Here is a 16,839-nt window from a genome sequence, read left to right on the forward strand (position 1 = left end):
GATGGGCGCCTTGTCCATCGCTCGGCGCGGCCGAAATGCGGCGCCGCCGGCCCCTGCTGCCCGAATGGCAGGCAGCCACGGGCCGGGCCTGCGCAGCAAACGGTCGTTGTGGCGATCCCGGAAGGGCGATGCCCCGGAACCGCGCCCCGCTATGGGGCAGAAGCGTCCCGCGCCGCGGCGAACCGCTCCCAACCCGCCGCCCGCAACTCGCAGGCCGGGCACGCGCCGCAGCCATGGCCCCAGGCGTGCATCGGCCCGCGCTCGCCGAGGTAGCAGGTGTGCGTCTCCTCCACGATCAGCCGCACCAAGTCCTCGCCGCCCAGGCTTTCGGCCATCCGCCAGGTCTCGGCCTTGTCGATCCACATCAGCGGCGTGTGCAGCACGAAGCGCCGGTCCATGCCGAGGTTCAGCGCCACCTGCAGCGCCTTGATCGTGTCGTCGCGGCAGTCGGGATAGCCGGAGAAATCCGTCTCGCACATGCCGCCGATGACGTGCCGCAGCCCGCGCCGATAGGCGAGCGCCGCGGCGAAGGTGAGGAAGACGAGGTTCCGGCCGGGCACGAAGGTGTTCGGCAGCCCGGTTGCCTCCATGCCGATGGCCACGTCGCGCGTCAGGGCCGTGTCCGAGATCTCGCCGAGCGCGGAGAGGCGGATCGTGTGATCCTCCCCGAGCCGCGCAGCCCAGTCCGGCTTCAGCGCCGACAGCCCGGCGCGCAACGTCGCGCGCTGCTCCAATTCCACCCGGTGTCGCTGGCCGTAATCGAAGCCGATCGTCTCGACGCGCCCGAAGCGCTCCAGGGCCCAGGCGAGGCAGGTGGTCGAATCCTGCCCGCCGGAAAACAACACCAGCGCGCCTTCGGTCACGCGAACTCCTCTCAGCGGTGGCACTGACGAGGAAAGATCGGGGAGAAAGTATTCTCCCCGAACCCCTCATCTATTTTTCTCAGGCTGCCGCGGAACGGCTCTGAACCGTGCCGCGGCAGCCTGACAAAAATAGATGGGGGTCCGGGGGAATACCTTCCCCCGGCCTTTTCCGGCAGCGCGCTCAGGTCGGCGCGATATTGCCCTCGCGCACCACGCGCCGCCAGCGCTCGATCTCGCCGCGTTGGAAAGCGGCGAAGTCGGCGGGCGTGCTGGCCACCACCTCGAAGCCGATCTCGGCCATGCGGCGCGTCACCTCCGGCGTGCGGAGGGCGGCGGCCATGGCGGCGTGGATGCGGCTCACCAACGGCGCCGCCATGCCCGGCGGCCCGCCGAAGGCCTGCCAGGAATAGACGACGAAGTCGCGCAGCCCCGCCTCTCCGGCCGTCGGCACGTTCGGCAGCAGCGGGTGGCGCTGCTCCGACGTGATCAGGATCGCCTTCACCCGCCCGTCCGCGATCTGCGGCGCGATGGAGCCGAGGTTCTGGAAGGACATCTGCACGTTGCCGGCGATGAGGTCCGTCGTCGCCGGCGCGCCGCCGGTATAGGGCACGTGGGCGACGTCGGTGCCGGTCGCCTGCTTGAACATCTCCGCCGTCAGATGGTCCGACGATCCGATGCCGGAGGAGGAATAGGCGGCGCGGTTCGCCTTCAGCCAGGTCACCAGCTCCGGCAGGGTGTTCGCCCGCACCTGCCCCGGATGGACCACCAGCACATTCGGCGTGCGCACGGTCTGGCTGATGCCGGTCAGCCCCGCCACCGGGTCGTAGCCGAGGTTCGGCCGCAGCGCGACGTTGATTGCCCAGACCGAGATCGGCGCGTGCATCAGCGTGTGGCCATCGGGCGCCGCGCGGACGACGCCGCGCGTGCCGAGCTCCCCGGTCGCGCCCGGCCGGTTCTCGACCACCACCGGCTTGCCGATGGACGACGCCATGGGCGCCGAGATCGCGCGTGCCACGATGTCGGAGGAGGAGCCGGGCGCGAAGGGCACGACGATGGTGACGGGCCGCGACGGCCATTCCTCCTGGGCGCCCGCGCGGGTGGCCGCGAGAAGGGCTGGAAGGGCCAGGACCGCGCGACGCTGCATCGTTTCCTCCGGGGTTCGGTGCGGCAGCCTGCCGCATTTCCCGGCGCGCACAAACCTGCCCCGCGTCAGACCCGCGTGAGGCGGGCGATGAAGAAGCCGTCCATCCCGCCGCGCTCGGCCCAGAGATCAGGTCGGGTCCGCAGCGCGCCGTCACGGGTCATCGCTTGCTCCAGCCCCGGCACCTCTTCCGCGCGCACCGGCTCGACCTTCAGGCCGAGGGAGGCCGCACGCACGAGTTGCGCCTCGCCCTCCTCGGGCTGGAGGGAGCAGGTGGCGAAGACGAGCCGCCCGCCCGGCGCCAGCAGGCCGGCGGCGGCGTCCAGCAGGGCGGCCTGGGTGGCCGCGAGCTTCGGCACGTCCCGCTCCCGGCGCAGGCGCGGCACGTCGGGGTGGCGGCGGATGGTGCCGGTGGCGGTGCAAGGGGCGTCCAGCAGCACGGCGTCGAAGGTGCCGCGGTGCGCGGCGGCCCAGGGGATGGCGTCGGCCGTCACCAGTTCCGCCGGCAGCCGCAGCCGCGCGAGGTTCTCGTGCAGCCGCTCCGCGCGGCGGGCGTCCTTCTCCACCGCCGTCACGATGGCGCCCGAGGCGGCGAGCTGCGCGGTCTTGCCGCCCGGCGCGGCGCAGAGATCGGCCACCCGCTCCCCGGGCCGCGCGGCCAGCAGCCGCGCGGGCAGGCTGGCGGCGGTGTCCTGGGCCCAGAAGCCGCCCTCGGCGAAGCCGGGCAGCTCGGTGATGCGGGTGCCCGGCGGCAGGCGGGCCGTGCCGTTCGGCAGCACCTCCGCGCCGTCCGGGGCCGCAGCGCCGGGAGAGCAGGGAGAGGTCCAGCGGGGCCGGGCGGGTGTGCGCCTCCGCGATGGCGCGCACGTCCGGGCCGTAGGCGGCGTGCCAGGCGGACCAGAGCCAGGCGGGGGTGTCCAGGCGGGCGGCATCCAGGCCCTCCAGCGCGGCGGGCCCCTCGGCCGCGACCTTGCGCAGCACGGCGTTCACCAGCCCCGCGAAGGGCTTCGGCACCAGCGCCACGGCGCTCGCCACCGCGGCATGGGGCGGGGTGCCGAGCAGCAGCAGCTCCGCCGCTCCGATCCGCAGGGCCTGGCGGGCCACCGGCGGCGGCTCCCGGCGGAGATAGGGCTCCAGCACCGTGTCCAGGCTGCCCAGGCGGCGCAGCACGGCGGCGGCGATGCGGTGGCCGGCGGCGCGGTCCCGCGCCTCCGTGCCGTGCAGGGCGTCCAGCGCTTCGTCCAGGCCGCGGCGGCGCTCCAGCACGGCGGTCAGAAGGGAGAGGGCGGCGGTGCGGGTGGGATTGGGGGCCATGTCGGGGCCGCTTTGGCCTATCCCTCGGTCGCTGTGCAGGGTCCACGGCGAAAAACCCGGCCTGAAAAGCCGGCGCCCGGCGCCCGCCCGCCGAGGCGAGCGTCGTCCGGGCGCCTTCCCCGGGCCGCGGCAAGGCCCCCCGGGGGTGCCGGAGCCGCCGCGGGGGGCGGTTCCGGGACGGTCTGCTGGATCAGTGTGGCGCCGGCAGGCGGGACGATGAGGAGCGGCTCCGGGAGCGCGTCGTTCCTCGTCGTCTTTTCTGCAAGCCGGGCCGTACGGGCGAAGGACCTGTTCGCCGGGCCATGGTCTCTCCTCACACCCGCTTCACGGGGCGCAACGTCACCATGGGCCGGATCGCGCGCGGCCGCTGTAACGAAGATTAAACACCCCGAAACTTGACTGGAATGCGACCTGGACCCGGCGTCAGGCGACTGCGGGCGGCATGCCGCCCGGGGGCGGCGTGATCGCCGGGATGTCCGGGCCGGGGGATGGCGTGCTCGGCCCGACCGGGTCGGTCACGGGGATCTCGGGCCCGGGCGCGTCGGGTGGCGTCGGGGTGCGGACCGGCAATTCCGGCACCTGTGGCCCGACCGGCGGCATCTCCGGGGTGGCGGGGGTTTCGGGGGTCATCTTGAGGATGGTCATGCCGCCTCAACGCGGCAGGGCCGCCACCGTCACCACCCACCCTCGACTTGCCCCCGCCCCCCGGCTAAGGCCGCGCCCCATGGCCTTCGCCCGCATGTCAGGCGCCCTGGACCGGCTGCCGGAGATCGGGCGGCCGCGGCTGGTGCTGTCCCTTCTCTGCCTGCTGCTCTTCGCGCCCGGCCTGTTCGGCCTGCCGGCGGGGGACCGGGACGAGAGCCGCTTCGCCCAGGCGTCCCGCCAGATGGTCGAGAGCGGCGACTACGTCCGCATCCGCAACGGCGAGGTGGAGCGGAACAAGAAGCCGGTCGGCATCCACTGGGCCCAGGCCGGCATCGTGCACGCGCTGGAGGCGGTGGGGCTGCCGGCCCGGACGGAGATCGGGGCCTATCGGCTGGCTTCCGCGATCGGCGCCTGGCTGGCGGTGCTGGCGACCTTCTCGCTGGGACGGGCGCTGGTGGGGCGGCGGGCCGCCTTCCTGGCGGCGTCGCTGCTGGCGGCCAGCCTTCTGCTGGTGGTGGAAACCCACATCGCCAAGACGGATGCCGCCCTGCTGGCGAGCATCGCGGCGGCGATGGGGCTGATGGGCCGCGCCTACCTCGCGCCGGCCGCCTTCTCCGCACGGGCGGCCCTCGGCTTCTGGCTGGCCCTCGGGGCGGGGGTGCTGCTGAAGGGGCCGATCGCGCCGATGGTGCCGCTCTTCGCCGGGCTGACGCTGTATATCGCGGATCGCGGCTGGCGCGTCGGCGCGCCCTGGCTGCGGGCGCTGCGCCCGGCCTGGGGCGTGCCGCTGATGCTCGGCTGCGCCCTGCCCTGGCTGGTCGCCATCGGCATCGCGACCGAGGGCCGCTTCTTCGCCCAGGCCCTGGGCGACGACATGCTGAACAAGGTCGGTTCAGGCGAGGAAGCCCATTGGGGCCCGCCCGGCTACTACCTCCTGACCTTCGGCATCGCGGCCTTCCCCGGCGCCTTTCTCGTCCTGCGCGCCCTGCCGCACGCCTGGGCGAACCGGATGCGGCCGGCCACGCGATTCCTGCTGGCCTGGGCCGCCCCGACCTGGCTGCTCTTCGAGGCGGTGGCGACGAAGCTGCCGCACTACGTCCTGCCTGCCTATCCCGCGCTGCTGCTGCTGGCGGCCGCCTGGGCCACCGACCCGCTGCGGCGCCCGGCGCCGCGCTGGCTGGGCTGGCTCGGCTGGGCGGCGCTCTATGGCACGGCGATCGGGCTGGCGGTCGCCGCCATCGCCCTGCCCTGGGCGGCGGACCGAACGGTTCGGCCGGTGTCGCTGCTGATGGTCCCGGCCGTGGCGCTGCTGCTCTGGGCCGTCACCCGTTTCGTGCGGGCGGGGGACTGGGCGCGGGGCGGGCTGGCCGCCGCGATCCTCTCCATCCCTCTCTACGCCATCGTGCTGGGTGGCGTGCTGCCCGGCCTCTCGGCGCCCTGGGTCTCGCCCCGCGTCGCGGCGCTGCTGGCGGCCACCGGCACCTCGGCCAATCGCTTCGGCATCGCCGGCTACCACGAGCCCTCCATGATGTTCGCCGCCGGTACCGCCACCACTTGGCTGGAGAACGGCGCCGCGGCCGCCCGCTTCCTGACCGAAGCCCCGGACCGCGTCGCCGGCGTGGAGGCGCGGGAGGTCCCGCGCTTCGAGGCGGAGGCCGCGCGCCTCGGCCTGCGCACCGCCGCCCTCGGACGCGTGGACGGCTTCAACTATGTCCGGGGGCGCCGCGTCTCCGTCATCCTCCTTCGCCCCCTGCCCTGAGGCGCATCCCATGCTCGAGACCATCGCGGACATCATGGCCGCGACCGGCACCTTCGGCATCTTCCTGCTGATGCTGGCCGAGAACATCTTCCCGCCCATCCCGTCCGAGGCGATCATGCCCGTGGCCGGCTTCAACGCCGCGCGGGGCGAGGTGAGCTTCCTGGCCGCGTTCATCGCCGGCACCCTCGGCACGGTGCTGGGCAACGCCGCCTGGTACGAGGCCGCGCGCGCCGTGGGTCAGGAACGGATCGAGGCGCTGGCCGACCGCTACGGCCGCTACCTCGGCGTCATCGGGGAGGATGTGCGGGACGCGAGCGCGCTGTTCCGCCGCTGGGGCATCCCCGCCGTCTTCTTCTGCCGCTTCCTGCCGGGGCCGCGCACGCTGATCTCGGTCCCCGCCGGCATCGCCCGCATGAACCGGGCCTACTTCTACGGCGCGACCACCGTCGGCTCGATGGGCTGGATCGCCTTCCTGATGGTCGCGGGCTGGTGGCTGGAAGGCCACTGGGAGCGCATCGGGCCGATCTTCGACCCGCTGTTCATCGTGGTGGTCGTGGTGGTCGTGGCCATCTACGCCTGGCACCTCTGGCGGACGCGGCACCGGTGGCGGTCGCGCGGATAGCGTCCGAACCGGTGCCCGCCCGTCCGGGGCGCGGCGCCGGAGGGCGACGGAGCCCCGCGGCTAGTAGAACAGGCCGCCGACCTTCCCGATGCACCACCAGAGCAGCAGCGACGTGCCGAGGATCACCGTGGCGCAGGCCCGGAGGGACATCCGCACCTCGGGCGCGTCCGGATGAATCTCGTCCAGCGCAAATTGCGTCTGGAGAACGGGTGTGGACTCGACAGCAGTCACAACCTGAGACGTGTCCATCCGCCTGATCCTGTCTAAAAAACCGTACCAACTCTCTAAGATTATCAGTGGTTTAGGGCAGAATCAAGCAGAAGTGATTTGAACCGGTCGCGAGCAGAATCAGCGCGTAGGCGGATGGATATTGCTTCCTCAGAACAACCGAGTTGAATAAGGCGTTGTTATCAGCAGAACGCGCGCCGCCAGCCCGCCCCCGTGTCGCGAGCCGGGGGCGTGGCAAAGGGGCCGGCAGGGCTGCGTCCGCGATCACCGACCGTGCGACGTCGACCGGCAGCGGCGCCCGCCGGGTCCTCGGAAAGCCGACGGCCGCCACGGACCGTCACGCCGCCTCCGGGCCTTAACCCTCCCCGGTGGACGAGTGCCGCGGCAGGGTCGGTCGGCCGCCATCCGCCGCGGCCGTGAGCGCGTCCCGCAACCGCACCGCCCACGCCTCGATGCCGGCGGCATCGGCCAGCAGGTCCTGGCGCACCTCGATCAGCACCGCCTCCAGCCCGCGCCGGTCGCCGTGCACGGGCACGGTGTAGTCGTGCACATCGGGCTCGATGCGATAGGGCTCATTGTCCCCGACGACCAGCGCCGGTTGCCGCGCCAGCGCCGCGATCAGCTCCCGCGCGAAGCTCTTCGCGCCGTCATAGAGCACGCCCGCATGCCAGGGGCGCGCGATCCCGGTGAAGACGGGCGTGAAGCTGTGCACGCCGATCACGCGCGTGGGCCGGCCGGCGGCGACGCGGCTGTCGAGCAGGGCCGTGACGGCGTCGTGGAAGGGATGGAACCAGGCGGCTTCCCGCGCCGCGCGCTCGGCGGGATCGACGTTCAGGTTCCCGGGGATGTCCGTGCTCTCGCTGCGGACGGGAATGCTGGTGGGCGCGCCGGGCGGCCGGTTCAGGTCGATCACCAGCCGCGATGCGCCGGACAGCACAGCCGGCGCGTCCAGCAGGGCAGAGAGCCGACGCGCCAGCGCCGCGGCCCCGATGTCCCAGGCGATGTGCCGCGCCAGCTCCGAGGCCGGCAGGCCCAGCGTGCCGAGGCGCGCCGGGATGGCGTTCGACGCGTGCTCGCACAGCAGCACGAAGGGCCCGCCTCCCTCCGGGTTGAGGAGGGTGACGGGCTCCGGGTCGCCGGGGATCACCCGCCCAGGCCGCTTGTCGCGGGCGCCACCTCATCCGTCACGACGCTGAAGCCCGCGAGGCGGGAGGTGCCGAAGGTGGTGGTGATGGCGACATCCGTCGCGTCGCGGCCCCGCGCCATCAGGATGCGCCCGATGCGCGGCGTGTTGTGCCGCGCGTCGAAGGTGTGCCAGTGGCCGCCGAGATAGACCTCGAACCAGGCGGAGAAGTCCATCGGCGCGTCCGCCGGCGGCACGCCGATGTCACCGAGGTAGCCGGTGCAGTAGCGCGCCGGGATGTTCATGCAGCGGCAGAGCGTCACGGCCAGGTGCGCGAAGTCCCGGCACACGCCCAGCCGGTCCGCATGGCCGCTATAGGCCGTGCGGAAGACGTTCGCGTGCTGGTAGCCGAACTCGATGTGGTTGTGGACGTAGTCGCAGATCGCCTGCACCCGTGCCCATCCGGTCGGGGTCTGGCCGAACAGGCTCCAGGCGAGGTCCGTCAGCCGGTCCGTCTCGCAGTAGCGGCTGGCGAGGAGGAAGACGAGCGCGTCGTCCGGCAGCTCCTCCACCGGGTGCTGCGGGGCCTCGGGCACCACCACATCGGGCGTGCCGGGATCCTGCACGAGGAAGCGGGTGGAGATCGTCAGCCGGCCGGGCGGGGCGACGATGCGGTGGCACATGTTCCCGAAGCCGTCGCGATACTCCGTCGCGCCGATCGGCGGGTCGAAGGTGATCCGGTGCGGCCCGATCACGTCGCTCATGCGGGAGGGATGGACGGAGAGCGCCAGCAGCATGGGGGTGGGCTGGTAGCACTCGTAGGTGATGTCGTAGCCGGCGCGGATCTGCATGGGGCGGTCATCCGTTCTGGAAGGGGAGCGTTCGGGAGGGGAACGGGGTTGAGGGACCCCGGATGCGTCTCCGGGCGCGCGGCATGAGCGCGCGCGGCATCGGGCCACGCCGCATCGGGCCACGGGGGCGGCGGGACCTTGGCGCTCCGGGCATGCGACGTCAGCGTGCCGCCTGCACCGCGGCCTTCTCGGGCAGCGGCGCGGCCTTGCGGGCCGGGGGATCGTCCGACGTGACGCTCACCTCGACATCCATGCCGAGGAAGTCCGCGGGGAAGCCGGTGTAGGTGCCATGGAGCGGCAGGGCCTGGGCGGGGTCGCGGGCGATCGCGACGCGGATCAGGTCCTCGTTCCCGACGATGCCGTTCGTGGGGTCGAACTCCACCCAGCCGGCGCCGGGGAGATAAACCCGCACCCAGGCATGGGTGGACCCGCCCCCCACGCGCGCCGCGCCGCGCCCTTCGCGACGGGGAGCGTCGTGCCCCGGCGAGTAGAGGTAGCCCGACACGAAACGCGCCGCGAAGCCGAGCGAGCGCACCGCCTCGATCATCAGCACCGCGAAGTCCCGGCAGGTGCCACTGCCGAGCTTCAGGGTGCGCGTCGGCTCCTGGATGCCGCGCACGGCGCGCGGGATGTAGGTGAACTCCTTCTTCACCGCGTGCGTCATCGCCTGCAGCAGGTCCAGCGTCGCCGTCATGCCGTCGCGGGACAGGAAGCGGCGGGCCCAGCGGTCCACCTCCCGATCCGGATCGGGATAGTGCCGCTCGATCGAGCGGGCGAGGTCCGGCACCTCGTCATGCGCGTAGGAGAAGGGGTGGGTGCGCGCGTGGTCCTCCAGCCGGAAGTCGAGCGCGTTCAGGGGGCGGTGGTCCAGGCGCACCGTGCTCTCGAAGCGCAGCTCCTTCGCCCGGCCGCCGAAGCGTGCGACGCCGACGCTGTTGCCGAAGACGTCGTGGACCCACCACATCTCCGAGGGCTCCGGGGTGATGTCCACCCGCGAATCCAGCAGCCGCTGGTCGTGGCCGTCCCGCGGGCGCAGCATCATGCGGTGCTCCCCGAAGGCCACCGGCTGCTTGTAGCGATAGGTCGTGACGTGACGGACGGTGAGGATCGGCATCCCGGGCCCTGATTGATCTTCCGGCGCTGACGATCCACGCGGAACCCCTGGATGACGGCGCCGGTGCGGCCTCTTGCGCGCGGCCGGCGCGCTGGGGGACGCGCCCGGGACGTAGCAACAAGCGTGCAAGCGCACCGCGCCGGCACCCCTGGATGGCGTGAACGTGAGCGGACCGCCCGGAGTTGCACGCGCGTCCCGGGAAGTCCAGCAACCGCCCGGCGGGGGGTGGCCTGACGCGGCCGCATGTCCCGTCTAGTCTGCCGCCCGCATCACACCCGGGAGCGATCCATGTCCGAGAACGAGCTGATCCACGAGACCCGCGACGGGATCGCCTTCACCACCCTGAACCGCCCGCAGGCGATGAACGCCTTTACCTTCGCCATGTATGAGGGCCTGGCGGCCCGCGCCGCCGAGATCGGCGCCGATCCCGCCATCCGCGCCTGGGTCATCACCGGCGGCGGCGAGAAGGCCTTTGCCGCCGGCACCGACATCTCGCAGTTCAAGTCCTTCACCACCGCGCAGCACGCACTGGACTACGAGGAGCGGATCGGCCGCGTCCTCTCGGCCGTGGAGGACTGCCCGAAGCCGACCATCGCCGCCATCAACGGTGCCTGCACGGGCGGTGGCGCGGGGGTGGCGGGGGTCTGCGACATCCGCATCGCTTCGGCCACGATGCGCTTCGGCGTGCCGATCGCCCGCACCCTCGGGAACACCCTCTCCCTCGGGAACTATGCGCGCTTCTCCGCCCTGCTGGGCCCGGCGCGGCTGCTGGAGCTGATCTTCACCGCCCGCCTGGTCGAGGCCGAGGAGGCGCTCCGCCTGGGCTTGGTCACCGAGGTCCTGCCCGACAAGGCCGCCCTGCTGGACCGCGCCGAGGCCCTGGCCCGCACCATCGCAAGCCACGCGCCCCTGACGCTCCAGGCCGCGAAGGTCACGCTGAAGCGTCTGCGCACCACCGCGGTGGCGGACGTGAACGCCGACGACATGGTCGCCCTCACCTTCACCAGCGCCGACTTCAAGGAAGGGGTCAACGCCTTCCTGGAGAAGCGCAAGCCCGTCTGGACGGGGCGGTAGCCAACCACTCCGGCCGAGCGCCGTTCCTCCCCCGAGGGCCGTCCTGGTCCAAGGAGAGAGAAATGAGCGTCTTCGGCTCCATCCTGAACCGCGTCTTCGGCCGCGCCTCCTCGCGCCCGCCGGTCCAGAACACGGCGGCGCCGGGCACCCAGGCCACCGACACGCCCGCCGCCTCCCTCGCCCCCGCGGGCGGGCCGGCGGCGGCGGGCGGCACCCAGCCCGACCCGCTGACGGGCGGCCCAGGTGTCGCCGCACCCAGCATGGCGACGCCCCAGGCCCCGCCCCAGCCGACCGCTGCCTCCGTGCCGGCCGCTGGCGGCGCGCCGGTGGACGTGGAGGCGGTGCTGACCGACCTTGCCTCCAAGAACTCCCAGACGCTGAACTGGCGCCAGTCCATCGTGGACCTGATGAAGCTGCTGGACCTGGACAGCAGCCTGCAGAACCGGAAGGAACTGGCGAAGGAGCTTGGCTACACCGGCGACACGAACGATTCCGCCACGATGAATGTCTGGCTGCACAAGCAGGTCATGCGGAAGCTGGCCGAGAATGGCGGGCACGTGCCGGCCAGCCTGAAGGACTGAAAGGCCGGGGGAGGTGAACTCCCCCGGACCCCCTCCTTTTGTCGGGCTGCCGCGGACGGCGGAGACGGGGTCACGGCGTCGGCAGGGGGCGGTAGGGCAGCGGTGCGAAGCGGGTGACGTGCCACGCGATGTCCTGCCACACGCCGCCCGCCACATAGGGATCGTCGGCCCACCAGGCCTTCGCCTCCTCGATGCTCGGGTGCGCCGTGACGGCGATGGAACCGGCCATCCGGCCCTCCCCGTCCAGCAGCGCGCCGCCGAGCGCCAGCAACCCGGATTCCGCATGCACGCGCACGCGCTCGAAATGAGCTTGGCGGTGTGCCAGGCGTCGCTCCAGCGCGCCCGCATCCCGGCCGTCCCAGGCGATGGTGATCGTGTGCGTTGGTGCCGCGGGCGTCGGGCCGTCCGGGAACGGGCGCCAGGGCAGCGGCGCGATGCGGAAGGGATGCACCGCGTGGCTCTCCCACACACCGCCCGTCCGGAAGGGCTCGGCCGAGAGATAGTGGTCCAGCGCCTCCGGCGCGACGAGGATGAGAGAACCGCCATAGGCCCCGGCCCCGTCCATCAGGGGCACGGCGAGCAGGATGCGGCCATCCGCTGCCATCGGGCGCAGCATGGCCAGGTGCGCCTCCCGCACCGCGCCGATCCGCGCGCTCGCCTCCGGCGCCGCGCGCGCCACCACAGCCCGGCATTCCGTCATGATGCCTCCCTCCGCCAGCTCAGGCTGGCGCGGTTCAGGGCCGGCAGGCAAGCGGGGTCGTCGCGCACCCGCTCCGCCAGCGCCACAGCGCGGGCCAGCCTGGGCGTGTCGAGGTGGCGCGTCGCGGGGCGGCGTACCTGCCTGTCCTAGCGTCCGCCGACGGCGTGGTCCAGAAGCACGCGCATGAAGCAGTGGTCCTGCCGGATGGGCCAGCGCTGCGCCACCGCCATGCCGGGCAGCACGCGTCGTGTCAGCTCCATCCAGCGGGCGAGGAGGCGCTCGCGTTCCGCCGCGCCCGCCTCTTCCGGCAGCAGCGACCCGTGCAGGCCGCGCGTGCCCGGCCCTACTTGTTCGTCCGGCCCTGGTGCCCCGGGTTCACTCCACCGGCGCGGTTCGTCTCGTTCATCACGTCGCCCTCGTCGGTGCTGTCGGCGTTCAGCGCCGCGGGGTCCGTGCCGCGCCCGAAGGTGCCCTTCGAGGAACCGATCCCCGGGTTGCGCTCGTCATCGGAGGGCGGGCGGGGAATGCCCTGGCCCAGCCCCTCCTTCCGGTCCTGCTCGGTCTTCGGATGCTTCGATGCCGTCATGGCCGCCTCCCCTGTGCAGAAGGGGGCAGAACGGCCGGGACCGCCCCGCGGTTCCACGCGGGGCGGTCCGGCGGTCAGTACATGTGCTGGCCGCCGTTGATGCTCAGGGTGGAACCGGTGATGAAGTCCGCCTCGTCGGCCGTCAGGAAGGCGACGCCGCGGGCGATGTCGTCCGCCGTGCCCAGGCGGCCGCGCGGGATCTTCGCGATAATCTTCTCGAGCACGTCTGGCGGCACGGCGCGCACCATCTCGGTGTCCACGTAGCCCGGGGCGATGGCGTTCACCGTGATCTGCGCCCGCGCGCCCTCCTGCGCCAGCGCCTTGGTGAAGCCGTGGATGCCGGACTTCGCGGCGGCGTAGTTCACCTGCCCGTACTGCCCGGCCTGGCCGTTGATGGAGCCGATGTTCACGATCCGCCCGAACTTGCGGGACGACATCCCGTCCCACACCAGCTTGCAGGTGTTGTAGCAGCCGCCGAGGTTCGTATCGATCACCGCGTCCCAGGCCTTGCGGTCCAGGCGCTTCATCGTGTTGTCGCGGGTGATGCCGGCGTTGTTCACCAGGATCTCGATCGGGCCGACCTCCGCCTCGATCTTCCTGATCGCCGCCTCGCAGTCCGCGTAATCGGCCACGTCGAACTTGTAGGTCGGAATGCCCGTCCGCTCGGAGAAGGCGCGCGCGGCCTCGTCGTTGCCGGCATAGGAGGCGACGACCTTCCGGCCGGCCTTCTGAAGATGCTCGCTGATCGCGGCGCCGATTCCGCGCTGGCCGCCGGTGACGAGTGCGACGCGTGCCATTGACGCCCCTCCCTTTCTTGGTTGGCGCCTGACACCTGAGCGCGGGCCCCATGCCCGTTCAAGCCCCGGAATGGCCGTTAAGCGCCCGATCACAAGGGATTTTTCCGGAACCGCTCCGAAAGGAAGGCTGGCGCCTCCCACGTGGCGGGTGTAGGACGCCCGCCGCCTCAGCCTTCGCCGACGGAGATCACCCCTTCATGGACACGCCGATCGCCGCCGTGCTCTGGCCCGACCACGCCCGCCGTGACTTGGCGGCCCTGATGCGCCTGATGGCCCACCTGGAGCGCTGCTGCCTCGACCTCGGCGCCGAGGACGCGGCCGGTCACCTCGCCGAGGCCGCGGCCTGCCTGGCGGGCGATGGGGCGCAGCGGCGGCTGGCGGCTTAAGGTCGCACGGGTGGCCCTGGGGAAGGCGCTGCCTTCCCCAAACCCCTCCCGCCAGGAACCTTAGGTTCCTGGACCTCCATCCATCGGAATGCGCTGGGCCGAGGCTTCCCTTCGTTCGGCTTGAGCCAAAGGAGGGGACTCCTCGGCCCAGGGCGTTTTGGCATATGCGGGGGTCCGGGGGCCCTCAGGGTCCCCGGCGAGGGGGGGGGCGGGGGAAGCAGAGCTTCCCCCGAGGCCGTCAGTGCGCCTCCGCCCAGCTATGCCCCGTGCCGACCTCGACGCCCAGCGGCACGCGCAGGGTGGCGACGCCTTCCATCACGCGGCGAACCAAGTCGCTGGTCGGTTCCACCTCGTCCTCCGGCACCTCGAAGAGCAGCTCGTCGTGCACCTGCAGGAGCATGCGGGCCGAGAGCTTCGCGTCCGCCAGCGCGCCGGGCAGCCGAACCATGGCGCGCTTGATGATCTCGGCCGCGCCGCCCTGGAAGGGAGCGTTGATCGCGGCGCGCTCCGCGTTGCCGCGCAGCCCCTGGTTCTTCGAAGCGATCTCGGGGATCCAGAGCTTCCGGCCGAAGGGCGTCTGCACGTAGCCGTTGGTGCGCGCGTCCTCCTTGAAGCGCTCCATCGCGTCGCGGATGCCGGGGTATTGGGCGAAGTAGGCGTCGATGATGCCGCGCGCCTCGGCCGCGCCGATACCCAGGCGGGACGCCAAGCCGAAAGCGGACATGCCGTAGATGATGCCGAAGTTGATCGTCTTGGCGCGCCGCCGCGCCTCCCGGTCCACCTTGTCCGGCGGGATGTGGAAGATGTCGGACGCGGTGCGGGCGTGGATGTCCTGCCCCGTCTCGAAGGCTTCCACGAGCGACGGCACGCCGGCGACATGGGCGAGCAGCCGCAGCTCGATCTGGGAGTAGTCGGCGGCCAGCAGCAGGTGACCGGGCTCCGCGATGAAGGCGCGGCGGATGCGCACGCCCTCCTCCGTGCGGATGGGGATGTTCTGGAGGTTCGGCTCGGTGGAGGAGAGGCGGCCGGTGCTGGCGATCGCCATGGAGAAGTCGGTGTGCACGCGACCGTCGGCGGCGATCTGCGCCTGCAGCCCCTCCACATAGGTGGAGTTCAGCTTCGAGAGCTGTCGCCAGTCCAGCACCTTGCGCGGCAGCGGGTGGCCGGTCGTGGCGGCCAGTTCCTCCAGCGTCGCGGCGTCGGTGGAATAGGCGCCGGTCTTGCCCTTGCGGCCGCCGCGCAGGCCCATCTCCCCGAAGAGGATGTCGCCGAGCTGCTTCGGCGAGCCGACCGAGAAGGGGCGGCCCGCGAGCTCGTGGATCTCCTTCTCCAGCGTGGCCATGCGCTCGGCGAACTCGGCGCCGGTCTGCTTCAGCATGCCGCCATCCACCTTGATGCCGGCGATCTCCATGTCCCGCAGCACCGCGATCATGCGGCGCTCCACCTGCTCATACAGCGCCAGCGCCTTGTCCGTGCGCAGGCGGGGCTTGAGGATGTGCCAGAGGCGCAGCGTGACGTCCGCGTCCTCCGCGGCGTAGGCGGTGGCCATGCCGAGCTCGATCTGCGCGAAGGGCTTGCGGCCCTTCCCGGTGCCGGTCACCTCGTCGAAGGTGATGGGCTGGTGCAACAGGTGACGGCGGGACAGCTCGTCCATGCCCTGCCCGTGCCGCCCGGCGTCGAGCGAGTAGGACATGAGCATGGTGTCGTCCACCGGCGTCACGTCCATCCCGCCGTTCTCGGGGCGTTGCAGCACCTCCAGGTCGTATTTCGCGTTGTGCAGGACCTTCAGCACCGTGGGATCGGTCAGGAGCGGGCGCAGGATCGCGACCGCCTCCTCGAAGGGGATCTGCTCCGGCTTGGGGGAGAGCATGTCCGCGCCCTCGTGCCGCAGGGGCACGTAGGCCGCGCGTCCCGGCGCGACCGCCATGCAGACGCCGACGAGGTCGGCGCGCAGCGCGTCGAGGCTGTTCGTCTCCGTGTCCAGCGCCATCACGCCGGCGGCGCGGGCGGCATCCGCGAAGGCGCGCAGGGCGTCGGCCGTCGTGATCGTCTCGTAGGGGCCGAAGGGCGTGGCGTCGGTCGCCAGCGTCAGCGCCACGGGGGCGGGCGCGGGACCGGCGGGGCGCGAGACCGGGGTGGTGCCGTCCGCATCCAGGCCCAGCCGGTGCTGGATGGAGCGGAAGCCGTGCTCTTTCAGAAAGGCGGCGAGCTTGCCGGGCTCCGGCGCGCGGGTCGCGAGGTCCTCCACCGGGCAGGGCAGGGGCGCGTCGCGGGAGAGCTGCACGAGCTGGCGGGAGATGCGGGCCTTCTCCGCGTTCTCCTCCAGTGCCTGACGGCGCTTGGGCTGCTTGATCTTGTCGATGTTGGCCAGCAGGCCCTCGACATCCCCATATTCGGTGATGAGCTGGGCGGCGGTCTTGAGACCGATGCCGGGGACGCCGGGCACGTTGTCCGTGGAGTCGCCGGCCAGCGCCTGCACCTCCACCACCTTGTCCGGCAGGACGCCGAACTTCTCCATCACCTCGACGCTGGTGATCGGCTTCTGCTTGATCGGGTCGAGCATGCGGATGCGCCCGTCCTCGACGAGCTGCATCATGTCCTTGTCGGAGGAGACGATCGTCACCTGGCCGCCCTGCGCGGCATAGGCCGTGGCATAGGCGGCGATGAGGTCATCCGCCTCCCAGCCCTCGCTCTCGACGCGGGGGATGTTCAGCGCGTCGGTGGCGACGCGGATGAGGGGGAACTGGGCGGAGAGCTCCGGCAGCGGCTCCGGCCTGTTGGCCTTGTATTCGGGGTAGATCTGGCTGCGGAAGTTGTTCTTCTGCGCGTCGAACACGACCGCGATGTGGCTGGCGGCGTGGCGCGTCAGGAATTGCGCGAGCATCTGCGTGAAGCCGAAGACGGCGTTCACCGGCACGCCGGCCGGGTTGGTCATCGGCGGCAGCGCGTGGAAGGCGCGGAAGATGTAGCCCGAGCCGTCCACCAGGATCATGTGCCGGTCCCCGGCCCAGTCCGAGGCGCTGGGCGGGGGCGGCGGCACCTCTTCCGGCAGGGC

The 16,839-nt window shown here is 72.1% G+C and carries 16 protein-coding genes and 1 pseudogene; 5 read left to right on the forward strand and 12 right to left on the reverse strand.

What is annotated here, in order from left to right; translation table 11 throughout:
• Window positions 1-149: 149 nt before the first annotated feature.
• From queC to ACP6CK_RS21245, 4 genes and pseudogenes are all read right to left on the reverse strand, one after another.
• Window positions 150-863, reverse strand: coding sequence for a 7-cyano-7-deazaguanine synthase QueC (gene queC, locus ACP6CK_RS21230; RefSeq protein ID WP_426955304.1), 714 nt, complete (start codon window positions 861-863; stop codon window positions 150-152).
• A 181-nt stretch (window positions 864-1,044) separates the two neighbouring features.
• Entirely contained in the window at window positions 1,045-2,007 is a 963-nt protein-coding gene (locus ACP6CK_RS21235) for a Bug family tripartite tricarboxylate transporter substrate binding protein (protein WP_426955305.1), read from the reverse strand.
• A gap of 65 nt (window positions 2,008-2,072) precedes the next feature.
• Window positions 2,073-3,318, reverse strand: a pseudogene (locus ACP6CK_RS21240) (RsmB/NOP family class I SAM-dependent RNA methyltransferase).
• Between the two features lie 423 nt (window positions 3,319-3,741).
• Window positions 3,742-3,963 (reverse strand): hypothetical protein, encoded by a 222-nt coding sequence (locus tag ACP6CK_RS21245; protein WP_426955306.1) that lies wholly within the window; start codon window positions 3,961-3,963, stop codon window positions 3,742-3,744.
• A gap of 79 nt (window positions 3,964-4,042) precedes the next feature.
• Between ACP6CK_RS21245 and ACP6CK_RS21250 the strand changes: the two genes are divergently transcribed.
• Together ACP6CK_RS21250 and ACP6CK_RS21255 are read left to right on the forward strand one after the other, a co-directional pair.
• A complete protein-coding gene (locus tag ACP6CK_RS21250) occupies window positions 4,043-5,722 on the forward strand; it encodes a phospholipid carrier-dependent glycosyltransferase (protein WP_426955307.1) in 1,680 nt (559 codons plus the stop codon).
• 10 nt (window positions 5,723-5,732) lie between these two features.
• Window positions 5,733-6,344 carry a DedA family protein gene (locus ACP6CK_RS21255; RefSeq protein ID WP_426955308.1) on the forward strand — a complete coding sequence of 204 codons (612 nt, stop codon included), beginning with the start codon at window positions 5,733-5,735 and terminating at the stop codon, window positions 6,342-6,344.
• A gap of 60 nt (window positions 6,345-6,404) precedes the next feature.
• On the opposite strand, the gene ACP6CK_RS21260 is transcribed toward ACP6CK_RS21255, so the two are convergent.
• The 4 genes from ACP6CK_RS21260 to ACP6CK_RS21275 form a co-directional block, all read right to left on the reverse strand.
• Entirely contained in the window at window positions 6,405-6,593 is a 189-nt protein-coding gene (locus ACP6CK_RS21260) for a hypothetical protein (protein WP_426955309.1), read from the reverse strand.
• 334 nt (window positions 6,594-6,927) lie between these two features.
• The gene (locus ACP6CK_RS21265) at window positions 6,928-7,719 is read right to left on the reverse strand and encodes an N-formylglutamate amidohydrolase (RefSeq protein ID WP_426955310.1); all 792 of its coding nucleotides are present in this window, start codon (window positions 7,717-7,719) and stop codon (window positions 6,928-6,930) included.
• Window positions 7,716-8,546 carry a transglutaminase domain-containing protein gene (locus tag ACP6CK_RS21270; protein WP_426955311.1) on the reverse strand — a complete coding sequence of 277 codons (831 nt, stop codon included), beginning with the start codon at window positions 8,544-8,546 and terminating at the stop codon, window positions 7,716-7,718. The genes ACP6CK_RS21265 and ACP6CK_RS21270 overlap by 4 nt, the downstream gene beginning before the upstream one ends.
• Before the next feature lie 160 nt (window positions 8,547-8,706).
• Window positions 8,707-9,660, reverse strand: coding sequence for a transglutaminase family protein (locus tag ACP6CK_RS21275; protein WP_426955312.1), 954 nt, complete (start codon window positions 9,658-9,660; stop codon window positions 8,707-8,709).
• A 288-nt stretch (window positions 9,661-9,948) separates the two neighbouring features.
• Here ACP6CK_RS21275 and ACP6CK_RS21280 point away from each other — a divergent pair, with 288 nt between their 5' ends.
• Window positions 9,949-10,734 (forward strand): enoyl-CoA hydratase, encoded by a 786-nt coding sequence (locus ACP6CK_RS21280; RefSeq protein WP_426955313.1) that lies wholly within the window; start codon window positions 9,949-9,951, stop codon window positions 10,732-10,734.
• A gap of 62 nt (window positions 10,735-10,796) precedes the next feature.
• Complete coding sequence (locus tag ACP6CK_RS21285) at window positions 10,797-11,315, forward strand: DUF3597 domain-containing protein (protein WP_426955314.1); 519 nt, start codon at window positions 10,797-10,799, stop codon at window positions 11,313-11,315.
• A gap of 70 nt (window positions 11,316-11,385) precedes the next feature.
• Here the strand turns inward: ACP6CK_RS21285 and ACP6CK_RS21290 are convergent, their stop codons facing one another.
• From ACP6CK_RS21290 to phbB, 3 genes are all read right to left on the reverse strand, one after another.
• The gene (locus tag ACP6CK_RS21290) at window positions 11,386-12,015 is read right to left on the reverse strand and encodes a YciI family protein (RefSeq protein ID WP_426955315.1); all 630 of its coding nucleotides are present in this window, start codon (window positions 12,013-12,015) and stop codon (window positions 11,386-11,388) included.
• 343 nt (window positions 12,016-12,358) lie between these two features.
• Window positions 12,359-12,601 (reverse strand): hypothetical protein, encoded by a 243-nt coding sequence (locus ACP6CK_RS21295; RefSeq protein ID WP_426955316.1) that lies wholly within the window; start codon window positions 12,599-12,601, stop codon window positions 12,359-12,361.
• A gap of 74 nt (window positions 12,602-12,675) precedes the next feature.
• The gene (phbB, locus tag ACP6CK_RS21300) at window positions 12,676-13,398 is read right to left on the reverse strand and encodes an acetoacetyl-CoA reductase (protein ID WP_426955317.1); all 723 of its coding nucleotides are present in this window, start codon (window positions 13,396-13,398) and stop codon (window positions 12,676-12,678) included.
• A 197-nt stretch (window positions 13,399-13,595) separates the two neighbouring features.
• Here phbB and ACP6CK_RS21305 point away from each other — a divergent pair, with 197 nt between their 5' ends.
• Window positions 13,596-13,784, forward strand: a complete 189-nt coding sequence (locus ACP6CK_RS21305; RefSeq protein WP_426955318.1) for a soj family protein — start codon at window positions 13,596-13,598, stop codon at window positions 13,782-13,784.
• A 238-nt stretch (window positions 13,785-14,022) separates the two neighbouring features.
• Here the strand turns inward: ACP6CK_RS21305 and polA are convergent, their stop codons facing one another.
• A complete protein-coding gene (polA, locus tag ACP6CK_RS21310; RefSeq protein ID WP_426959962.1) occupies window positions 14,023-16,776 on the reverse strand; it encodes a DNA polymerase I in 2,754 nt (917 codons plus the stop codon).
• Window positions 16,777-16,839: the final 63 nt, after the last annotated feature.

The sequence above is a fragment of the Muricoccus radiodurans genome (assembly GCF_050154705.1).
In the GTDB taxonomy this organism is placed as follows: Bacteria; Pseudomonadota; Alphaproteobacteria; order Acetobacterales; family Acetobacteraceae; genus Roseomonas; species Roseomonas radiodurans.